The organism is Ruegeria haliotis, from assembly GCF_013377785.1.
GTDB lineage: Bacteria > Pseudomonadota > Alphaproteobacteria > Rhodobacterales > Rhodobacteraceae > Ruegeria > Ruegeria haliotis.
In genome coordinates, this window is sequence record NZ_JABXWT010000003.1 from 17,471 (window position 1) to 34,662 (window position 17,192).

A 17,192-nucleotide genomic window follows, 5' to 3' on the forward strand; every position below is an offset into this window, starting at 1 on the left:
AAATCCCCATATTTTTAGGGGTTTCGACGCTACTATTCGTTGTGTTCACCCACAATATCCCGTTACAGTTACGCGGTGAGGCCCTATTTATCGGGCACGTTAAGGAGACCAAGAAATGGCAAAGCCTATGACAAAGACTCAGCTGGTAGCTGCTCTCGCTGAGGAAATGGGAACTGACAAGAAATCCGCGAACACTGCGCTGGAGGCCATGACCGGCCTGATCACCCGCGAAGTTTCGGCCGGCGGCGCAGTGACCCTGCCCGGCGTTGGCAAAATCTACTGCCGCGAACGCCCCGAGCGCATGGTGCGCAACCCCGCCACAGGCGAACAGTTCAAGAAAGAAGCCGACAAGGTGGTCAAGATGACCATTGCCAAGGCTCTGAAGGACAGCGTGAACGGCTGATAACAGCCTTTACCGCTCAACGATTGAGGGTCGCCTTTGGGTGGCCCTTTTTCTTTGGCCTCGGTGGCCAAGGTAGCAATTGAATATGTAAGCAACGCGCTTGGTAAACTATCGGGCTGAGTTCTAAACCTGCTTCAGGTTCTCTGCCGAGTAGCTTTCTGTGCGAGGGTTTGCGCCTATTTCATTTAGCTTCTGCAGGACTTCGGCTGTCCAACCGGCCAGAATCTTCAGGGCAAGTTGTGACGGCGGTCGATGTGTGGGCTTGAGCATTGCATATTCGTATCTGAGCGGATCCCGAAAGGGGATAAAAACAACCTTTCCGCCGGATGTGTTCAATTCTCGCTCGGTCGCTACTGTTAAAGGGTCAACGATTGTACAGCACTGACCCGAACTGACAAACGGAATCAGGGGCAGAAAATATTGGCATGTCACAGTCGGGTTGTAGTGTGCGCCAGCCATCTGGAATTCGCGTCTGACCTTGCGCTGAAATGGATGAGTCGCATGCAGCCCCCCCATCGGCGCACCGTCCAGATCAGAGATCATGACACTTTTTCTGGCGGCAAGCGGATGCTCTCGATCCAGCGCGCAAAAACACTCTGCACTTATAATCTCGGCTGAAAACTGAGGTTGTCTGCCCGTGGGGTGTTCAAAATCGGCAAATCCGAAGTCTATGTTCTGAGTGCCCGCCAATTCCATGATCTGCGGTGAACTGCGGGTGGACAGCGTGATGCGGATATCCGGGTTTTCTCCAATTGAACTGCTGATGTAGCGCGGAAACAGAAAGGCCGATGGGCCGGGCATCGTCGCGATGTTCAAACTGCCCGAGTTTCCCTTGAGCATTCCGTCCATTGTACTGGAAATGGTCGAAAGCCGGTCCAGAATTCCCGTGGTTTCAGCCAACAGGTAATGCGCCTCGGGAACGGGAACCAATCTGCGACCCTTGCGTTCAAACAGGGTCAGGCCCAGGCTTTTCTCCAGGTTCTTTATCGCCAGGCTGATCGCTGGTTGCGTGCGATTCAACTTTTTGGCGGTCTGGGAGATGGAGCCCGTTTCCATCACCTCGCGAAACACGGTGAGTTGAATGAGGTTCATACCTCATACATAAGCGATAGTTTAGTATAGTGAAATATAACAAATTTGTTTTTATGAAAATTGCCTCTAGGCTTACAGGATCGAAATTCGGGCGAACCGAATCCAAGGATCCAAAACTGGGAGATAATGATGAAATTTGTAAAATGCCTGACCGGGCTCGCTTTGGCTGGCGCACTTGCGGTGCCTGCTTTGGCACAAGAGCCAACGTTCTTTCGTATCGGCACCGGTGGTGCAGGTGGCACCTATTTCCCGATCGGCGGGACCATCGCCAACGGAATCTCGGCCCCTCCGGGATCGCGCGCCTGTGACGAAGGTGGCCAGTGTGGTGTTCCGGGTCTGATCGCCATCGCGCAATCCACCACCGCATCGGTCTTCAACAACGCCGCCGTTCAAAATGGCGAGCTGGAAGCGGGCCTTGCTGCAGCAGATGTCACCCGTTCGATGTATCTGGGTGAAGGCAAATTCGAAGGCAAACCCCACCCCAAGCTGCGCATCGTGGCCAACCTGTTCCCTGAGGATCTGCATCTGGTACTGCCTGCCGGTTCGACGATCAACGATCTGGGCGATCTGGAAGGCAAGCGCGTCGGTATTGCGCAGGCAGGTTCAGGCACACAAGTGGCCGTACTGCAAATGCTGGACGCCTGGGGTGTCAATCGCGACAACATGGACGAGGCCGAGCTGAACAACAGCCAAAGCGCCGAACGTCTGGCTGACGGGCAGCTGGATGCCTATTTCTATGCCGCAGGCTGGCCGGTTGCTGCCATGGTGCAGTTGTCCTCGACCAAGGGCATGAACCTGCATTCCTTCAGCGACGAAGACCTTGCCAAGATCAACGAGATCATTCCGGCCTATATCCCCTCGGCCATTCCGGGCGGCGTTTATGAGGGCATCGACGGCGAAACCAAGACACCCGCAGTCAGCGCAATGCTGGTTGTATCTTCGGATTTGTCCGATGAGCTGGTGTACGGTCTGACCAAAGCAATGTGGAACGAAAACACCCGCAAGCTGCTGGACAATGGTCACGCCAAGGGCAAGCAGATCACTGCTGACACCGCGCTGGCTGGCGTCGAGGCTTTGGGTGTGCCGCTGCATCCGGGTGCCGAGAAGTTCTACAAAGAAGCCGGCCTTCTGCAGTAACCAGATCAAAATCTGATCTGTACGTTCGGTGCTCCCACGGGGGCACCGCTTTCTCTAAATATGTGAAATCAGGGGGGCCATCATGTCCGAGAATCAGAAACTTGATGACCACGAGCTGACAGCTGAAGAACTGGCCGCCATCGAAGAACAGTTCGATGAAGGCGCTGCGGTACGGCAAGTCACGCCAAGTACCGGCAAGGTTTTGCGCGTCGTTGCCCTGATCTTTGCGTTTTATGAATTCATTACCGCAGGTTTTGGCCTGCCTGCCGATCACTGGCATATGGGATTTTACCTGAGTGGCTTGTTCATTCTGGTTTACGCAACGATCCCGATTGTCGGATCAAAGAACCTGTATGCCCTCAAAGTCAGCCGGTTCCGCATCGGGAACATCCCCCTCTACGATCTGGTCTTCATGGCGCTGGGTATCATTGCAGCGCTTTATGTCGGCTTTGCTTGGCGCGGCATTCCGTTTCTGGGGATCGAGGAACAGACGTTCCGCATGGGTAACCCGAATGGATACGATGTGTTTCTGGGCGTCGTCATCATCCTGCTGGTTCTCGACATCGCGCGCCGCACGCTTGGTTGGGTGCTGCCGCTGATCATCTGTGTCTTCATTTCCTATGCCCTGCTGGGCCCCTACTTCCCCGGCCTGCTGCAACATCCGGGCGTGAACTTCAAAACCTTCGTGTCGTCGATGTATTTCCCGCAGGAAGGCATCTATGGCGTCACCTTGTGGGTCGTCTCGACCATCGTGTTCCATTTCGTGTTGTTCGGCGTCATCGCGCAGCGCACGGGGTTGGGCCAGCTGTTCATCGACAATGCCACGATCCTTGCCGGACGCTATACAGGCGGACCTGCGAAGGTTTCCGTCGTTTCCTCGGCCTTTTTCGGCACGATCTCAGGATCATCGGTCGCGAATACGGTATCGACCGGCGCGCTGACCATTCCGAACATGAAACGGCTGGGTTACCCAGGCCACTTTGCCGGCGGGGTTGAGGCCGCGTCTTCGGCTGGCGGGCAGATCACCCCACCAATCATGGGGGCTGCTGCCTTCATCATGGCCGAGTTCCTTGAGGTCCCTTACACCACTATCGTGATTGCAGCGATCTTCCCTGCCCTGCTGCACTATGTTGGCGTCTTTGCCGTTGTGCACTTGATGGCGCGCAAGCTGGACCTGAAGGGTCTGACCAAGGATCAGCTGCCGCAGTTCAAGGCTGTGTGGCGCGAAGGCTGGGCCAATATCGTCCCCCTGATCGGGCTGCTTGTGGTGCTGTTTTCGGGTTACACGCCCTTCATGTCGGCCTTTTGCGGCATCTCGTTGGCGGTGATTGCGGGCATGTCGCGTCTGAAACAACCACCAACATTGATCTACGCGGTGGCGTTTCTGGCTTTTGTTCTATGGAAATTTTCGGGTGGCGGCTTTGATCTGACAATGACGGCCACCCTGTGCGTCCTCGCGCTGGTGGCAACACTGAATCCGCAAAAGCGGATCGAGGTTCCCGAAATGCTTCAGGCGGTCGAGCTTGGCGTGAAGTACTCGCTGGCAGTCGGCGCAGCAGCAGCGGCGGTCGGGATCGTTGTCGGCGTCATCAATACAACCGGTATCGGCTTTCGCATCGGTTTCATGGTGACGCAAGGGGCGGGAAATCTCGCGTCAGATCTTTATAATCTACTTTCCTTCGATACGTTCCAGCTGTTTGCAGTCGAAGACCTGCAACTGTTTATCTCACTGGTCTTTATCGCAATCGCCTGCATCCTGATGGGGGCAGGTATCCCCACGACCGCGCTGTATATCATGCTGGTCTCGGTCGCGCAGCCTGCTTTGGCGCAACTGGGGGTTCCTCCGATCGCGAGCCACCTGTTCGTGCTGTATTATGGTGTGGTGTCCGAGATTACGCCGCCAGTCTGTACCTCTGCCTATGCGGCGGCGGCTATCGCCAACTCCAACCCTTTCCGAACCGGATTGTCCGCCTTCACTTTGGGTTTGGGCAAGGTCATCGCGCCGATGGCGTTTGTCTACGCCCCGGTTCTGCTGTTCGTCTCCTCCACCGGGTTCGATCTGTGGGAGTTCATCTATACCGCGTCCAGCTGTATCGCCGGTGTCATCGCATTGTCGGCGGCTGTGGTCGGGTATTGGCTGACACCGCTGAACGTGGCGTCGCGGATAGTGTTAGCCATCGCTGGCATTATCTTTGTCGCACCGACATTGACTGCGGACCTGATCGCGTTGGTGGTGGCATCCCCGGTGATCATCACCCAGTTGATCGCCCGCAATCGCAGCCAGTCGCCGGCCTGATCCGATGACCGAACAAGTCACAATTATTGGTGCCGGCATCGTCGGCATCTGCTGTGCGCTTTCGCTGCAAGAACGCGGTATCCCGGTACGGATCGTCGATCGGGGTGAGCCGGGTCAGGAAACCTCGTTCGGGAATGCCGGTGTCGTGTCCCCCTGGTCGTTCATCCCGCAAGCCATGCCGGGCATATGGAAGAAACTGCCAGCCATGCTGCTGGACCCCAAAAGCGCGCTGTCGGTTCGACCGTCATTTTGGCCTAAAATGGTGCCCTGGGGGCTGCGGTTCCTAGGGCAATCCGGCGAAAAGACGGTGCGCAAGGTGTCCGACGCGATGGAGCTGTTGTGCCGCCCATCAGTCGATTTGTACCGCATGCATTTGCAGGGTACCGGCCATGAAGACCTGATCACTGACAGCCTTTATGTTCATGCGTTCCGCCATCCCGAGCAAGCCAATCTGGATGGTCTGGATTATCTGATCCGCGCGGAAAAGGGTGGACAGCTTGAACGTATTGGCGGCGACGCGTTGCACCGCCTCGAACCTGCGCTGACACGCGATTTCAAGGCCGCAATCCTGATCAAAGGGCAAGCCAGAATTACCTCACCCGGACGCGTCGGGACGGTTTTGGCCGACAAGGCCCGCAGTCAGGGCGCCGAGATCGTCAAGGCCGAGATCACGGGGCTGACGCGTCAAGAAGACGGAAGCTGGTGCCTGACCACGTCTGGCGAAACACTTCATGCGCAAAGTATTGTTCTTGCGGCTGGTGTCTGGTCAGCGGACCTTCTGAAACCGCTCGGGCTGTCTGTACCGCTGGTGGCCGAACGGGGGTACCATGTCGAATTTCCAAATCCGCCAAGCTGCCTGACCAATTCGATCATGGATGTGGACGCAAAGGTTGTCGCAAGCTCGATGCAGGATGGCCTGCGGGTTGCGGGCACGGCGGAATTTGCGGATATCGATGCACCGCCCGACCCGCGCAAGCAAGCGATCCTGACGGAACAGGCCAAGGCGATGATCCCGGATCTGGATACCAGTCAGGCGCAGTTCTGGATGGGACGGCGCCCATCCTTTCCCGATAGTCTGCCCGCGATCGGGCAGCTTGAAGGGAAGCCGGGGCTTTATACAGCCTTTGGGCATTCTCACTATGGGCTGATGATGGCCCCCAAAACAGGCGAACTGGTGGCCGATCTGCTGTCTGGTCGTCGCCATAACATCGATCTGGATCCATTTTCTCCCGACCGGTTCTGAGCAGGCCGGCACACTTTCATCTGAAGGACCTGAACAACATGCCGATTTTCAATGGTGGACAGAATATCTGCGGTGCATCGATTGGTGTTCTGTGTCTGGAGAGCTATTTTCCGAAACCCCCAGGGCATATCAAGAACCCCTCCAGCCTGCCGTTCCCTGTGCTGTATGAGATGATCGGCGGCATCACCGTTCCGACCCTTCTGAACAACCCTACGCCCGACTTGCTGGAACCTTTCATCAAAGGCGCGCAACGGCTGGAGGCTGAAGGCGTGCGGGCCATCACCGGCAGCTGCGGGTTTCTGGCCCTGTTTCAAAAGGAACTGGCAGCGGCAGTATCCATACCAGTGTTTGCTTCGAGCTTGATTCAGGTGCCTTTGGCGTATCACATGACCGGTGCAAACGCGCCTGTTGGGGTTTTGACAGCCGACGCTTCGGCGCTGACGCCTCGGCATTTCGACGGCGTTGGGGCAGCGGGTATTCCGGTGGCCGTGAAGGGGTTGGAGGACACCAGCGAATTTGCCGAAGTCATCTTGCGCAACACCCGGACACGGATGGATACAGACCTGATCGAGGCCGAGGTTCTGGATGCCGCCCGCACTCTGAAACGTGATACGCCAGAGATCAGATCACTGGTTCTAGAATGCACCGATTTGCCACCCTATGCCGCGCGCATTCAGGAAGAACTCAGACTGCCCGTATTTGATCTTACGACCCTTGCGCAGATGGCCCACAGTGTCGCTGCACGAACGCCTTATGCGGGCCTGATGCCTTGGGGCTGAAGACTTTGATTGACCTCGTGGGAACAGTCGTGGTTTTGGACGCGTCAGAAAAGGGCTAGATACAGACTTGGCTCTCTGGCCCTTCATCCTGAGGTAAGGCCATATCCGCCAAAAGGGATCCGAAATGACCGTGGACTTGTCGATCCTGATGTTGGCGATTTGCCTGGGCGCAATGCTTCAGGTGGGTATCGGGATAGGGTTCAGCATCGTGGCCGGACCACCGATGATGATCCTGATGGGGACGGCTACAGCGGTTCCTGCCCTTTTGCTGCTGAATACCATCGTTTCGGTCATCGCCACGGACTGGCGCATTCTGAGGGTTGAGCGAAAGACAATCACGACGGCGATTATCGGATGCCTGATCGGTGTGGTTTTGGGTTTGGCCGTCTACCCGTTTCTGAGTGAGAAGTTCGTATTGGCACTGACCGGAGCCCTGTTGCTGATTGGTGTGGTGACCACGCTTATTCCATTGCGGGCGGCCATCGGAACATCCGGTTTCGCAACGGTTTCCGGCTTGTCCGGGCTGGCAACCGTCTGGGCCGCAACACCGGGTCCCTTGATGGTATTCGGTCTGATCGCAAAGGGCCGATCCGCTCGGGATGTCTCAAAACTGGTGCAGCCTATCGCACTGGTGGCCTATGGCACCGCCTTTCTGCTGCACGGCCTGTCAGATTGGCAATCAATCCCGCTTGGGCCTGAACTTTGGGCCTTTGTCGGCGTCACGATTTTCGGCAGTTTAAGTGGTCGGGTCGTACGCCCTTATCTGCCACAATCGCTTATAAAGACCGCCATTCGCGTGATCTCACTGGTGGCCTGTTATGTTCTTTTGCAACGCGCTTATGTGATGGCGTAATTCCAATGGGTGAACGATGACTCAGAAAGATCTGCTGGCCGGATTTCCAAGGGCGCAACTCATGTCCGGTACGACACCAGTGGAACGGCTGGATCGGATGTCCGAAAAACTCGGGATCGATCTTTGGCTCAAACGGGATGATCTGACCGGGCTGGGGTTCGGCGGCAACAAAACCCGACAGCTTGAGTTCTATCTTGGCGATGCCCTCGCACAAGGCGCTGATACCATTCTGATTACGGGTGCGGTTCAATCCAACTACGTGCGTTCGGCGGCGGCCGCAGCTGCACGGCTGGGTCTTGATTCTGTTCTGCAACTCGAAGAGCGGGTCCCGGATATGGGACCGGATTACTACGCTTCCGGAAATGTGTTGCTGGCCCGTATCCTGGGTGCCGAGCACATGAGCTATCCGCTTGGTGAGGACGAAACAGGCGCAGATGCCGCACTGCACGCCCGCGCGGCCGAGTTGAAGGCACAGGGCCGCATACCGTATGTCATTCATCTGGGTCTGAACCATCCACCGCTGGGCGCACTTGGCTATGTTGTCGCGGGTCAGGAGCTCTGCCAGCAGATGCCGGACTTCGACGCGGTTGTGGTTCCCTCTGGCAGCGGGGCAACTCATGGTGGCCTACTGACCGGGATTCGGATGTCGGGGGTGTCCGCTCCGGTTTTTGGAATTTGCGTGCGCCGAGATCAGGAAAAGCAGCAAGATCGAATGGCCGTTGTGTTGCAAAAGCTGGCCGATCTACTGGGCATTGATCCTGAATTGGTATTGGGAGAGGTCAATGTTTGGGACGGAGCATTGCGTCCGGGTTACGGCAGATTGGGACCAAAGACGCAGTCCGCTTTGACCATGATGGCCCAGACCGAGGGTATTTTTCTGGATCCCGTTTACACCGCGAAAACCTTCGCCGGTTTGCTGGACCTGGTTCAGGAAGGTCGTATCCGGTCAGGGCAAAAGGTGGTTATGATCCATACTGGCGGTCTACCTGCGCTGTTCGGCTATCAGGACCAGCTGCACATTTGATAGAATACGGCAACTTCAACCCCGAACCAGACCTCTTGAGAAGCACCAACCCCCAAAAGAAAACGGGCACCAATCGCGGCGCCCGTTTCTGTATTTGACCTCAAGGCCGATTAGTGAACCGTTTCGACTTTGTGGAAGTCCAGATTACGATCTTCAGGCATGGAGTCGATGCTCATGACCTCTTTGCGCTTGGCAATCAGAATATAGACCACACACGCCAGATAGAGACCAACGACTACGGCACCGATCCACTGGATTTGCAGCCACTGGCTTTGGAACAGCAGGGTCAGAACGAACAGCAGCACGACGTTACCCACCACGTATTTGAACTTTCCGAACCGTTCGACCGTCAGCGACAAGTTGTCGGTATACAGACGGATCAGTGAATCCAGCGAGTTGATCACGAAGGTCACGCCCACGATCACCATCGCAATGTTGGTGATGCCTGCAGTGCTGATGCCGTTCAGATGGTAATAGTAGAGAACGGTAAACCAGATCCCCAGCGGGATCGACGGAAAGATCAGCAGCGCCGCCAGCAGTTGCCAGGTTTTCAGGCCACCCACAAAGCGCGAGGTGAACTGGCCGATCATGATCGACCATGCGAACCACCAGAACAGGTAGAAGGCGTGATAGTCGGTCAACGGCAGGACGAACTTGTGCAGATTGGTAAAGTAGGCACCGATATTGCCGCCGGTTTCGACCATACCAGCCATGCCCATACCTGCTGCGGCCCACATGCCGATGATCAGGGCCAGAAACAGGAAGGTCGAACCAACGGAAAGGATGCGCACATATTTCAGGTCGGTTGACGAATACGCAGCTGCCAGAATGACCACAAACACGATGACGTAGAAAGTGGTGACAACAGACTCACCGTCTCCGACCTCGGGCAGATATCCCGGCAGGTAGATCAGGAACAGGCTGGCCGTAAAGGCGCAGGTGCCAATAATGACGATGTTGTTGATCAGCTTGACCAGCGGGATCTCAAAGAACTTCACACGCGGTTCTATGACGCAGAAATAGAACGCGGTCAGGAAATAGAACGCCCAGATCAGGAAACCCCAGAACCCGAATTCGATCGCCAGCGGATTGGCAAAGGCATAGGCCGGTTCTTCGGCATAGCCGCCAAACTCGGTCAGCGGGAACATGATCAGGCCGACATCCAGACCGGATGTGAACAGGATTGCGATGAATGTGAATAAATGCACGGGCGTGACGCCGACGCAGCGCAGGTTCCACCATTTCACGACGAAGAAAGCGACCAGGCCCAATGCCAATAGGACGCCAAAAGACAGAATGTACTCCAGAAGCACCGACAATCCTCCCTTGATATGTCAGATCTTGATACAATTATATTTAATTGGTCAGTCAATCAATAAAAACATAACGATCGGTTTACTTACGCGGCGCATGTGTTCTTTTTGACGTGTGGCGCTTGCGGCCTGCAGAAAAATCAGGAACAGTCGCGCGATGTGACAGGGGGGGATCCATGGATCTGCGTGCCATAGCCATGGGGCTGATATTCGCCCTGATCTGGTCATCTGCCTTCACGTCGGCGCGGATCATTGTGGCAGATGCTTCGCCCCTGTTTTCACTGGCTTTGCGGTTTCTGATTTCAGGTGTTCTGGGGGTCGCAATCGCGCGCGCCATGGGCCAGAGCTGGCGCATGACACGATCCCAGTGGCATGCGACCATTCTGTTTGGAATTTGTCAAAATGCCCTTTATTTGGGTCTGAATTTTTATGCCATGCAAACAATCGAAGCCTCGGTCGCGGCCATCATCGCGTCAACGATGCCCCTTTTGGTTGCACTGGCCGGGTGGCTTCTGTTGGGTGAAAGATTACGTCCGCTGGGCGTAATCGGATTGCTGGCTGGGTTTGTCGGAGTAGCATTGATCATGGGCAACCGGATCAGCGGAGGAATTGACATGTTCGGCGTCGCTCTGTGCGGGCTAGGCGCATTGGCTTTGACATTCGCAACTTTAGCCGTGCGGGGCGCGACATCCGGCGGGAATTTCATGATGGTGGTGGGACTACAGATGCTTGTAGGGTCGGCTGTGTTGTTTGTGGCGGCACCGATTTTTGAGACCATCTATATCAACCCCACTGTACCATTGGCGTTGGCCTTCACCTACACCACGCTGTTCCCAGGCCTGCTGGCGACGTTGATCTGGTTCCTGCTGCTCGACCGGATCGGTGCTGTACGGGCGGCAACCTTCCATTTCCTGAACCCGGTCTTCGGCGTTACAGTCGCGGCGATTCTGCTGGGGGAAAGGTTGGGTCCGATGGACGCTGTGGGAGTGTGTATAATAACGGTTGGTATTCTGGCCGTGCAACTGTCCAGACAGCCCGCTCAGAGCAGCAAAGCCAGGACCTGAATCAGCAATCTGAGCATGGTTTGGCATCTTTTTGATCGAAACCAACCGCCAGATCGCTTGCACGACTCCGAGAGGCCGCTGAAATATGACTTTGCATTCCATGTTTATACCCCCAAATAATGGCTCAAACGTCAAATCAATCGGAGGAGCCATGACCAGCTACACCAAAGACCCCGAGGCCATCGCCGCCCTCTCACCCGAAGAGTTCCACGTGACCCAGCGCAGCGGCACCGAGCGCCCGGGAACCGGCAAGCACCTGAACAACAAGGAACCGGGGATTTATGTGGACATCGTTTCGGGTGAGCCTTTGTTCGCCTCGGCCCATAAATACGAATCCGGGTGCGGCTGGCCCAGTTTCACCAAACCCATCGTCCACGAACATGTCGAAGAACTGCAAGACAGCACGCTGGGTATGATCCGCACCGAGGTCCGGTCGAAACATGGTGACAGCCATCTTGGGCATGTCTTCCCGGACGGGCCACGCGAACATGGCGGGCTGCGCTATTGCATCAACTCTGCCGCGCTGCGGTTCATCCATCGCGACGAGATGGAGACCGAAGGTTACGGCGATTATCTAACCCATGTGGAGGACATCTGATGACCGAACACCGCGCTGTACTTGCCGGAGGCTGTTTCTGGGGCATGCAGGACCTGATCCGCAAACTGCCGGGCGTATCCCAAACACGCGTCGGATACACCGGCGGCGACGTGCCCAACGCGACCTATCGCAATCACGGCACCCATGCCGAAGGGATCGAGATCTGGTTTGACCCCGCGCAGATCACCTATCGCGAACTACTGGAATTCTTCTTCCAGATCCACGACCCGACCACCACAAACCGCCAAGGCAACGATATCGGGATGAGCTATCGCTCGGCCATCTACTATGTGGATGACGCCCAGAAACAGGTGGCGCTGGATACCATTGCCGATGTGGACGCCAGCGGCATCTGGCCCGGCAAGGTTGTGACCGAGGTCGAACCGGTGAGTTCCTTCTGGGAAGCCGAGCCAGAACATCAGGACTATCTGGTTCACCGTCCGAACGGCTATACCTGTCACTTTCCGCGCAAGGACTGGGTCCTGCCCAAACGCGCGGACGCCGCAGAATAATGCACCACCCATCCTACCCCTCTCATGGTTTTGAGAGGGGTTAACCGGATGCGACCCGTGGACGACCACTGGCCTCGACCGTAATCATCGCTTCGACAAAGACCTCCTGCGCCTCGATTCTGGCGGTTCTGATATCGCGGTCGACAACGACCCGAATATCTTCGGCCCCGGCCTGTTGCACCGCGCCTTCGGCCTCGGCCCGCAAAACGGATTCCAACTTCTCCAACGCAGCATCCGATGCGGCAAAGTCCTGCGGCCCATCTTCCAAATGCACCCGAAAGCGCCCTTCGGATGGAGAGGTGACAGTTCCGGCCCGCCGCAAAGTCAGCCGTCCAACAACGGCCCCGATGGCGTTTGCCACCCCAGCATGTTCCGGCAAAATCATCTGACAGCGCAGCCGCTCTCCGACTGCCGGATAATAGCTGGAGGCCGATGCACCCAACCCCACGACATCGACATTCAATGCAGCGTCCAGCGCCAATAACCCTCGATGCTGCGCTAACCCTCTTTGGGTCAGGATGTGACGGGCCAGATCTCTGGCAGGCACGCCGTATTCCTCAGCTTCTTCGGAAAATGCAGTCTCTAACAAAGTAAAAACGGTCTGTTCCGTCAACTGGTCCACGATCATCTGCGCCAGCGCCTCAGGAGAATTCGCCAGCTTGTCACCTGACCCCACCCTCTTGCGGGACACCAACTCCAACGCTTTTCGCGCGGCGTCCGCATCCCATGCATCCAATCGGCCCAACACATGGCTTGCATCCGACGGTGTGACACCCGAAACCTGAACGATCCCTCGGTCCACCAACCGGGCCAGCGCGCCATTTTCCACCCGCGTGCGCAACAAACTGCTGAGCGGCAAGACTTGATCGCCAAGCCTGTCCAACAACATCTCTTCACGCGACCCAACGCCATCGGCACGAATGCCCGGAACCCGGTGCGCAAACCGTGTGTCATGTTCCCCTACCGTTGTCGCCCGCAATTGCTCGTCCAGAATGGCATGCACTGTTTCAGGAGCTTCGGAGGCGATCAGTGAAACCGGCAACACGCGGCGCGGTCCCAGAAACACGCCTCCGCCCAAACCTTCGGTCACCACATGAACCTGACTGTCGCCGCCCAAACCATGGGTCCGCATCGCCACAGCTTCAACCATGGTTCGGAACCCGCCCACCTGCGCACCCGCCGGGTCAATCGCGGGCTTGCCATCCCGGATCAAAGCCACATCCGTCGTTGTTCCGCCGATGTCCGAAACCAGCGCGTTCTCGGCCCCTGTGAGCCAGCGCGCGCCTACAATCGAAGCGGCAGGTCCACTCAGAATGGTCTCGATCGGCCGCTCGCGGGCCTGTTCTGCACTCATCAAGGCACCATCGCCCCGAACGACCATCATCGGCGCTTTAATACCCAGATCGCGCAGCTGATCCTGCGCACGTCCGATCAAACGCTCAATCATTCCGATCAACCGCGCGTTCAGCACAGCTGTAACCGCACGTTTGGGGCCGTTCAACTTGGCGGACAGATGATGCGAGCATGTAACCGGCGCGCCAGTCTTGTCCGCAATGATCCGTGCGGCCTCCAACTCATGTGCCGGGTTTCGGGTGGCAAACTGAGCAGCCACCGCAAATCCAGAAATCCCCTTATGAGAGTCTAAAAAGGCTTCAAGCGCCGCGACATCCAACGGCAGGACTTCGGACCCGGCATGGCTGTGACCGCCGGCAATCACCAAAGCCGGATCACCCTTCAGCGCATCCTTCAAGCCATGTTTCTCCAGATCACTCTGCTTGAATCCGACATAGATCAGCGCCACGCGTCCACCCTGCCCTTCGACCAAGGCGTTCGTGGCCAGAGTCGTAGAAAGGGATGCCAGTGAGATCTGGTCGGGTGTCACCTGCGCCTCGTCCAGGACGGCCGAGATTGCCTTGCCGACCCCAATCGCCAGATCCGCACGCGTCGTCAAGGACTTGGCCGAGGCGATCACCTCTTCCTCATCCCGGACCAGCACCGCATCCGTATAGGTTCCGCCCGTGTCCACCCCCAAAGCCAAGACCATCGGTCCCTCCATCTGTTCGCTGAGAATGGGTGTAGCAATATGGGCCGTCACGTCCAGCCTGTTTGCGGCATTTAACGCAGTCGATCCACCGCCCAGCGCGCCGCATCAGAAACCGCCGGGTCCTGATCCTCAACCAAAGCCTGCGCCACGGGCCGCAAATCGGCCTGATCGGAATTACCAATGGCGTAAAGCACATTGCGTACAAACCGGTCCCGGCCGATCCGTTTGATCGGCGAGCCCGAGAACTTTGCACGAAACTCTGCGTCATCCAGCACGGCCAACTCAGCCAGCGCTGGCGCTTTCAGATCATCGCGGGCAGCATAGCGGATGTCGCTGGCCGCCACCGCGAACTTGTTCCAGGGGCATGCCGCCAAACAATCGTCACACCCGTAAATCCGGTTGCCAAGTTTCGACCGCAAATCTTCCGCCACCGGCCCCTTGTGCTCAATCGTCAGGTACGAAATGCAACGCCGCGCATCCAGTTGGTACGGCGCTGGAAAGGCGTCCGTTGGGCAGCTGTCCAAACAGGCGCGACAAGATCCACAGTGATCGACCTCAGCCTCATCAGTCGGCAGGTCCAGAGTTGTAAAAACAGACCCTATAAAGGCCCAATTTCCCCAATCGCGACTTACAAGATTGGTGTGTTTACCCTGCCAGCCCAACCCCGCAGCGTATCCCAACGCCTTTTCCGGCACCGGGGCGGTGTCGACAAAGACCTTCACTTCGCCGCCCGCGTCAGAGATCAGCCACCGCGCCAGCCGCTTCAGGCGCTTCTTGACCAGATCATGATAATCCTTGTTCTGTGCATAGACGGAAATCGCCGCCTTTTCGGGATGTTTCAAAACCTCGGTCGGATCATGGTCTGGGGCATAGCTTTCAGCCAGCATGATTACCGACTGCGCCTCGGGCCACAGCGCTGCGGGATCACCGCGCCAATGGGTGCGCTCGGCCATCCAGCCCATTTGGCCGTGATACTCAGCCTGCAAAAAGGCATCCAACCGCCCCGGTACCTGCGGCACATCCCAAGGCCGACACACCCGACAAGACACGAACCCTTCGGACAAGGCCTGTGACACAAGCCGCTCTTTTAAACTGGGTCCGCTCTTCATCTGGCCAAAAATACCTTCGGGGGTGAATTGGCCCAAAGGGCCAAGAGGGGGCAGACAGCCCCCAGCACGCTCACCCTATCAGAAATCCAGATCAGCGTAATGGGCTGGCGGCCGAAACCCTGGCACCTGATCTGCCAGAATCGATCGGAAAGCCGGGCGGGATTTGATCTTGGCGTACCAGTCCTTGACCGCAGGGCAGCGATTCCAATCCACGTCCGAGATGTAATCCAGCGCCGATAAATGTGCGGCCGCTGCAAAATCGGCCAGCGTCATCTGATCCCCGGCCAGCCAACGTCGGTGATCCAGCAACCACGCCATGTAATCCAGATGGTACTTGATCGCCCGCGCACCTTCTTTGACTTTTTTGCTGTCGGGATATCCCTGCCCCGTCACCTTTTTGTTGATCCGCTCATACAGCAGCTTGGACGTAACCTCGTGGTGGAATTTGTCATCGAACCAACCAATCAGGCGCCGCACTTCATACCGCGCTTCGGGTTTCTTGGGCATCAGCGACGGTTCAGGACGCGTTTCCTCGATGTATTCACAGATCGCCGCGCTTTCCGACATAATCTGTCCGTCCAGACGCAACACAGGCACTTTGCCCGCCGGATTGCGGCGCAGGAAATCCGGGTCTTGCTCCCAGTATCTTTCCTCGACCAGCTCAACCTCGATCTTTTTCTCCGCCAACGACAGACGCACCTTGCGGCAGTAGGGGGACAGGGGAACGTGAAACAGACGCGCCATGGATTTCCAATCGAACCAGTGAGTACTCTTCAGCTTTAGCCTTGGCAGGGCAGAGGTTTCAATCCTCGAAACAATCCGCGCGACCATCTGCGCGGATGGTAGCCGCCCCATCCAGAATTGCAGACGCGCGTCTGCGGGTCCGAACCGAAGGGTCCGTAACCGACCGATTGCGCGGCGAGGGCAGGATAGCTGCGATCCGGGCGGCCTGAACAGACGTCAATTTAACGGCGCTGACATTGAAGTTGCTTTGGGCTGCAGCCTCGACGCCAAACATCCCGGTACCGGTTTCCGCAACATTCAGATAAACCTCAAGAATACGCTGTTTGCTCCAGAGAATTTCGACGACTGGAGTGATCGACGTCTCCATCGCTTTGCGCACCCAGCTGCGGCCTTGCCACAGGAACACGTTCTTCACCACCTGCTGTGTGATGGTCGACGCCCCCCGCGCGCCGCCGTCCTCCAACGCATCACGAATGGCTTCGACATCAAACCCCCAATGCAGGCAGAAATTCGCATCTTCGGCCGCGACAACCGACCGCGCCATGATGGGTGAGATTTCTTCGATCGGCACCCACTCGCGTTCAACTTTGCCCAAACGCCGCCACTCGGACCATATTGTGTGGGTAACGGGCGGGTTTATGACCGAGTACAACGCAACAAGGCCCACAACAAACGCCACCGCTGCCAAAGCCGCACGGGTCAACCAAAGGCGAATCCGTCGCGCCAATGGTGCTTTCTTCTTGGTTGCCTTGCTTTCTTTACCGCTCGACTTGCGGACTGCTTTCTTTGCCATATCCAAGCTATACGATGCGTGGCACGGGTTTTAAACGGCCTAAATCGCGATCGTCCGAGCCTCGCGCGGATGTACAACAGGGCGCGCAGTTCCAGACAGCACCGGATCACGGGCGTTCAGTTGAGGAAACAGGTGCAGGAGTTCGCTTTGTGTTGCACGTCCGGGTAGTGGTCGGTGAGGACAATCAC

General features: G+C 57.0%; 16 protein-coding genes. 10 read left to right on the forward strand and 6 right to left on the reverse strand.

Annotation, left to right across the window (positions count from 1 at the left end):
- Positions 1-115: 115 nt before the first annotated feature.
- Positions 116-403, forward strand: a complete 288-nt coding sequence (locus tag HW561_RS08620) for an HU family DNA-binding protein (protein WP_039540327.1) — start codon at positions 116-118, stop codon at positions 401-403.
- Between the two features lie 123 nt (positions 404-526).
- Here the strand turns inward: HW561_RS08620 and HW561_RS08625 are convergent, their stop codons facing one another.
- On the reverse strand, positions 527-1,495 hold the full coding sequence (locus HW561_RS08625; RefSeq protein WP_176863730.1) for a LysR family transcriptional regulator: 969 nt from the start codon (positions 1,493-1,495) through the stop codon (positions 527-529).
- A gap of 129 nt (positions 1,496-1,624) precedes the next feature.
- Here HW561_RS08625 and HW561_RS08630 point away from each other — a divergent pair, with 129 nt between their 5' ends.
- The 6 genes from HW561_RS08630 to HW561_RS08655 all read left to right on the forward strand — a co-directional run bounded on the left by HW561_RS08630 (position 1,625) and on the right by HW561_RS08655 (position 8,827).
- Complete coding sequence (locus tag HW561_RS08630) at positions 1,625-2,632, forward strand: TAXI family TRAP transporter solute-binding subunit (protein ID WP_176863732.1); 1,008 nt, start codon at positions 1,625-1,627, stop codon at positions 2,630-2,632.
- Positions 2,633-2,714: 82 nt separating this feature from the next.
- Positions 2,715-4,928 carry a TRAP transporter permease gene (locus tag HW561_RS08635; RefSeq protein ID WP_176863734.1) on the forward strand — a complete coding sequence of 738 codons (2,214 nt, stop codon included), beginning with the start codon at positions 2,715-2,717 and terminating at the stop codon, positions 4,926-4,928.
- A 4-nt stretch (positions 4,929-4,932) separates the two neighbouring features.
- Positions 4,933-6,171: an NAD(P)/FAD-dependent oxidoreductase gene (locus HW561_RS08640; RefSeq protein ID WP_176863736.1), complete on the forward strand. Its 1,239-nt coding sequence runs from the start codon at positions 4,933-4,935 to the stop codon at positions 6,169-6,171.
- A 38-nt stretch (positions 6,172-6,209) separates the two neighbouring features.
- On the forward strand, positions 6,210-6,950 hold the full coding sequence (locus tag HW561_RS08645; protein ID WP_176863738.1) for an aspartate/glutamate racemase family protein: 741 nt from the start codon (positions 6,210-6,212) through the stop codon (positions 6,948-6,950).
- A gap of 124 nt (positions 6,951-7,074) precedes the next feature.
- The gene (locus tag HW561_RS08650) at positions 7,075-7,803 is read left to right on the forward strand and encodes a TSUP family transporter (RefSeq protein WP_176863740.1); all 729 of its coding nucleotides are present in this window, start codon (positions 7,075-7,077) and stop codon (positions 7,801-7,803) included.
- Positions 7,804-7,819: 16 nt separating this feature from the next.
- Entirely contained in the window at positions 7,820-8,827 is a 1,008-nt protein-coding gene (locus tag HW561_RS08655; protein WP_176863742.1) for a D-cysteine desulfhydrase family protein, read from the forward strand.
- 110 nt (positions 8,828-8,937) lie between these two features.
- Here the strand turns inward: HW561_RS08655 and HW561_RS08660 are convergent, their stop codons facing one another.
- Positions 8,938-10,134: a BCCT family transporter gene (locus tag HW561_RS08660; protein ID WP_176864447.1), complete on the reverse strand. Its 1,197-nt coding sequence runs from the start codon at positions 10,132-10,134 to the stop codon at positions 8,938-8,940.
- A 182-nt stretch (positions 10,135-10,316) separates the two neighbouring features.
- Here HW561_RS08660 and HW561_RS08665 point away from each other — a divergent pair, with 182 nt between their 5' ends.
- The 3 genes from HW561_RS08665 (at position 10,317) to msrA (ending at position 12,314) form a co-directional block, all read left to right on the forward strand.
- Entirely contained in the window at positions 10,317-11,204 is an 888-nt protein-coding gene (locus tag HW561_RS08665; protein WP_176863744.1) for a DMT family transporter, read from the forward strand.
- Positions 11,205-11,355: 151 nt separating this feature from the next.
- Positions 11,356-11,802 carry a peptide-methionine (R)-S-oxide reductase MsrB gene (msrB, locus tag HW561_RS08670; protein ID WP_176863746.1) on the forward strand — a complete coding sequence of 149 codons (447 nt, stop codon included), beginning with the start codon at positions 11,356-11,358 and terminating at the stop codon, positions 11,800-11,802.
- Positions 11,802-12,314: a peptide-methionine (S)-S-oxide reductase MsrA gene (gene msrA / locus HW561_RS08675; protein WP_176863748.1), complete on the forward strand. Its 513-nt coding sequence runs from the start codon at positions 11,802-11,804 to the stop codon at positions 12,312-12,314. The genes msrB and msrA overlap by 1 nt, the downstream gene beginning before the upstream one ends.
- Before the next feature lie 40 nt (positions 12,315-12,354).
- Here the strand turns inward: msrA and HW561_RS08680 are convergent, their stop codons facing one another.
- From HW561_RS08680 to mtgA, 4 genes are all read right to left on the reverse strand, one after another.
- The gene (locus HW561_RS08680; RefSeq protein ID WP_176864449.1) at positions 12,355-14,358 is read right to left on the reverse strand and encodes a hydantoinase/oxoprolinase family protein; all 2,004 of its coding nucleotides are present in this window, start codon (positions 14,356-14,358) and stop codon (positions 12,355-12,357) included.
- Positions 14,359-14,429: 71 nt separating this feature from the next.
- Positions 14,430-15,467, reverse strand: coding sequence for a tRNA epoxyqueuosine(34) reductase QueG (gene queG, locus HW561_RS08685; RefSeq protein WP_176863750.1), 1,038 nt, complete (start codon positions 15,465-15,467; stop codon positions 14,430-14,432).
- A 78-nt stretch (positions 15,468-15,545) separates the two neighbouring features.
- On the reverse strand, positions 15,546-16,211 hold the full coding sequence (fzlA, locus tag HW561_RS08690) for an FtsZ-binding protein FzlA (protein ID WP_176863752.1): 666 nt from the start codon (positions 16,209-16,211) through the stop codon (positions 15,546-15,548).
- A gap of 58 nt (positions 16,212-16,269) precedes the next feature.
- The gene (gene mtgA / locus HW561_RS08695) at positions 16,270-17,004 is read right to left on the reverse strand and encodes a monofunctional biosynthetic peptidoglycan transglycosylase (RefSeq protein WP_176863754.1); all 735 of its coding nucleotides are present in this window, start codon (positions 17,002-17,004) and stop codon (positions 16,270-16,272) included.
- Positions 17,005-17,192: the final 188 nt, after the last annotated feature.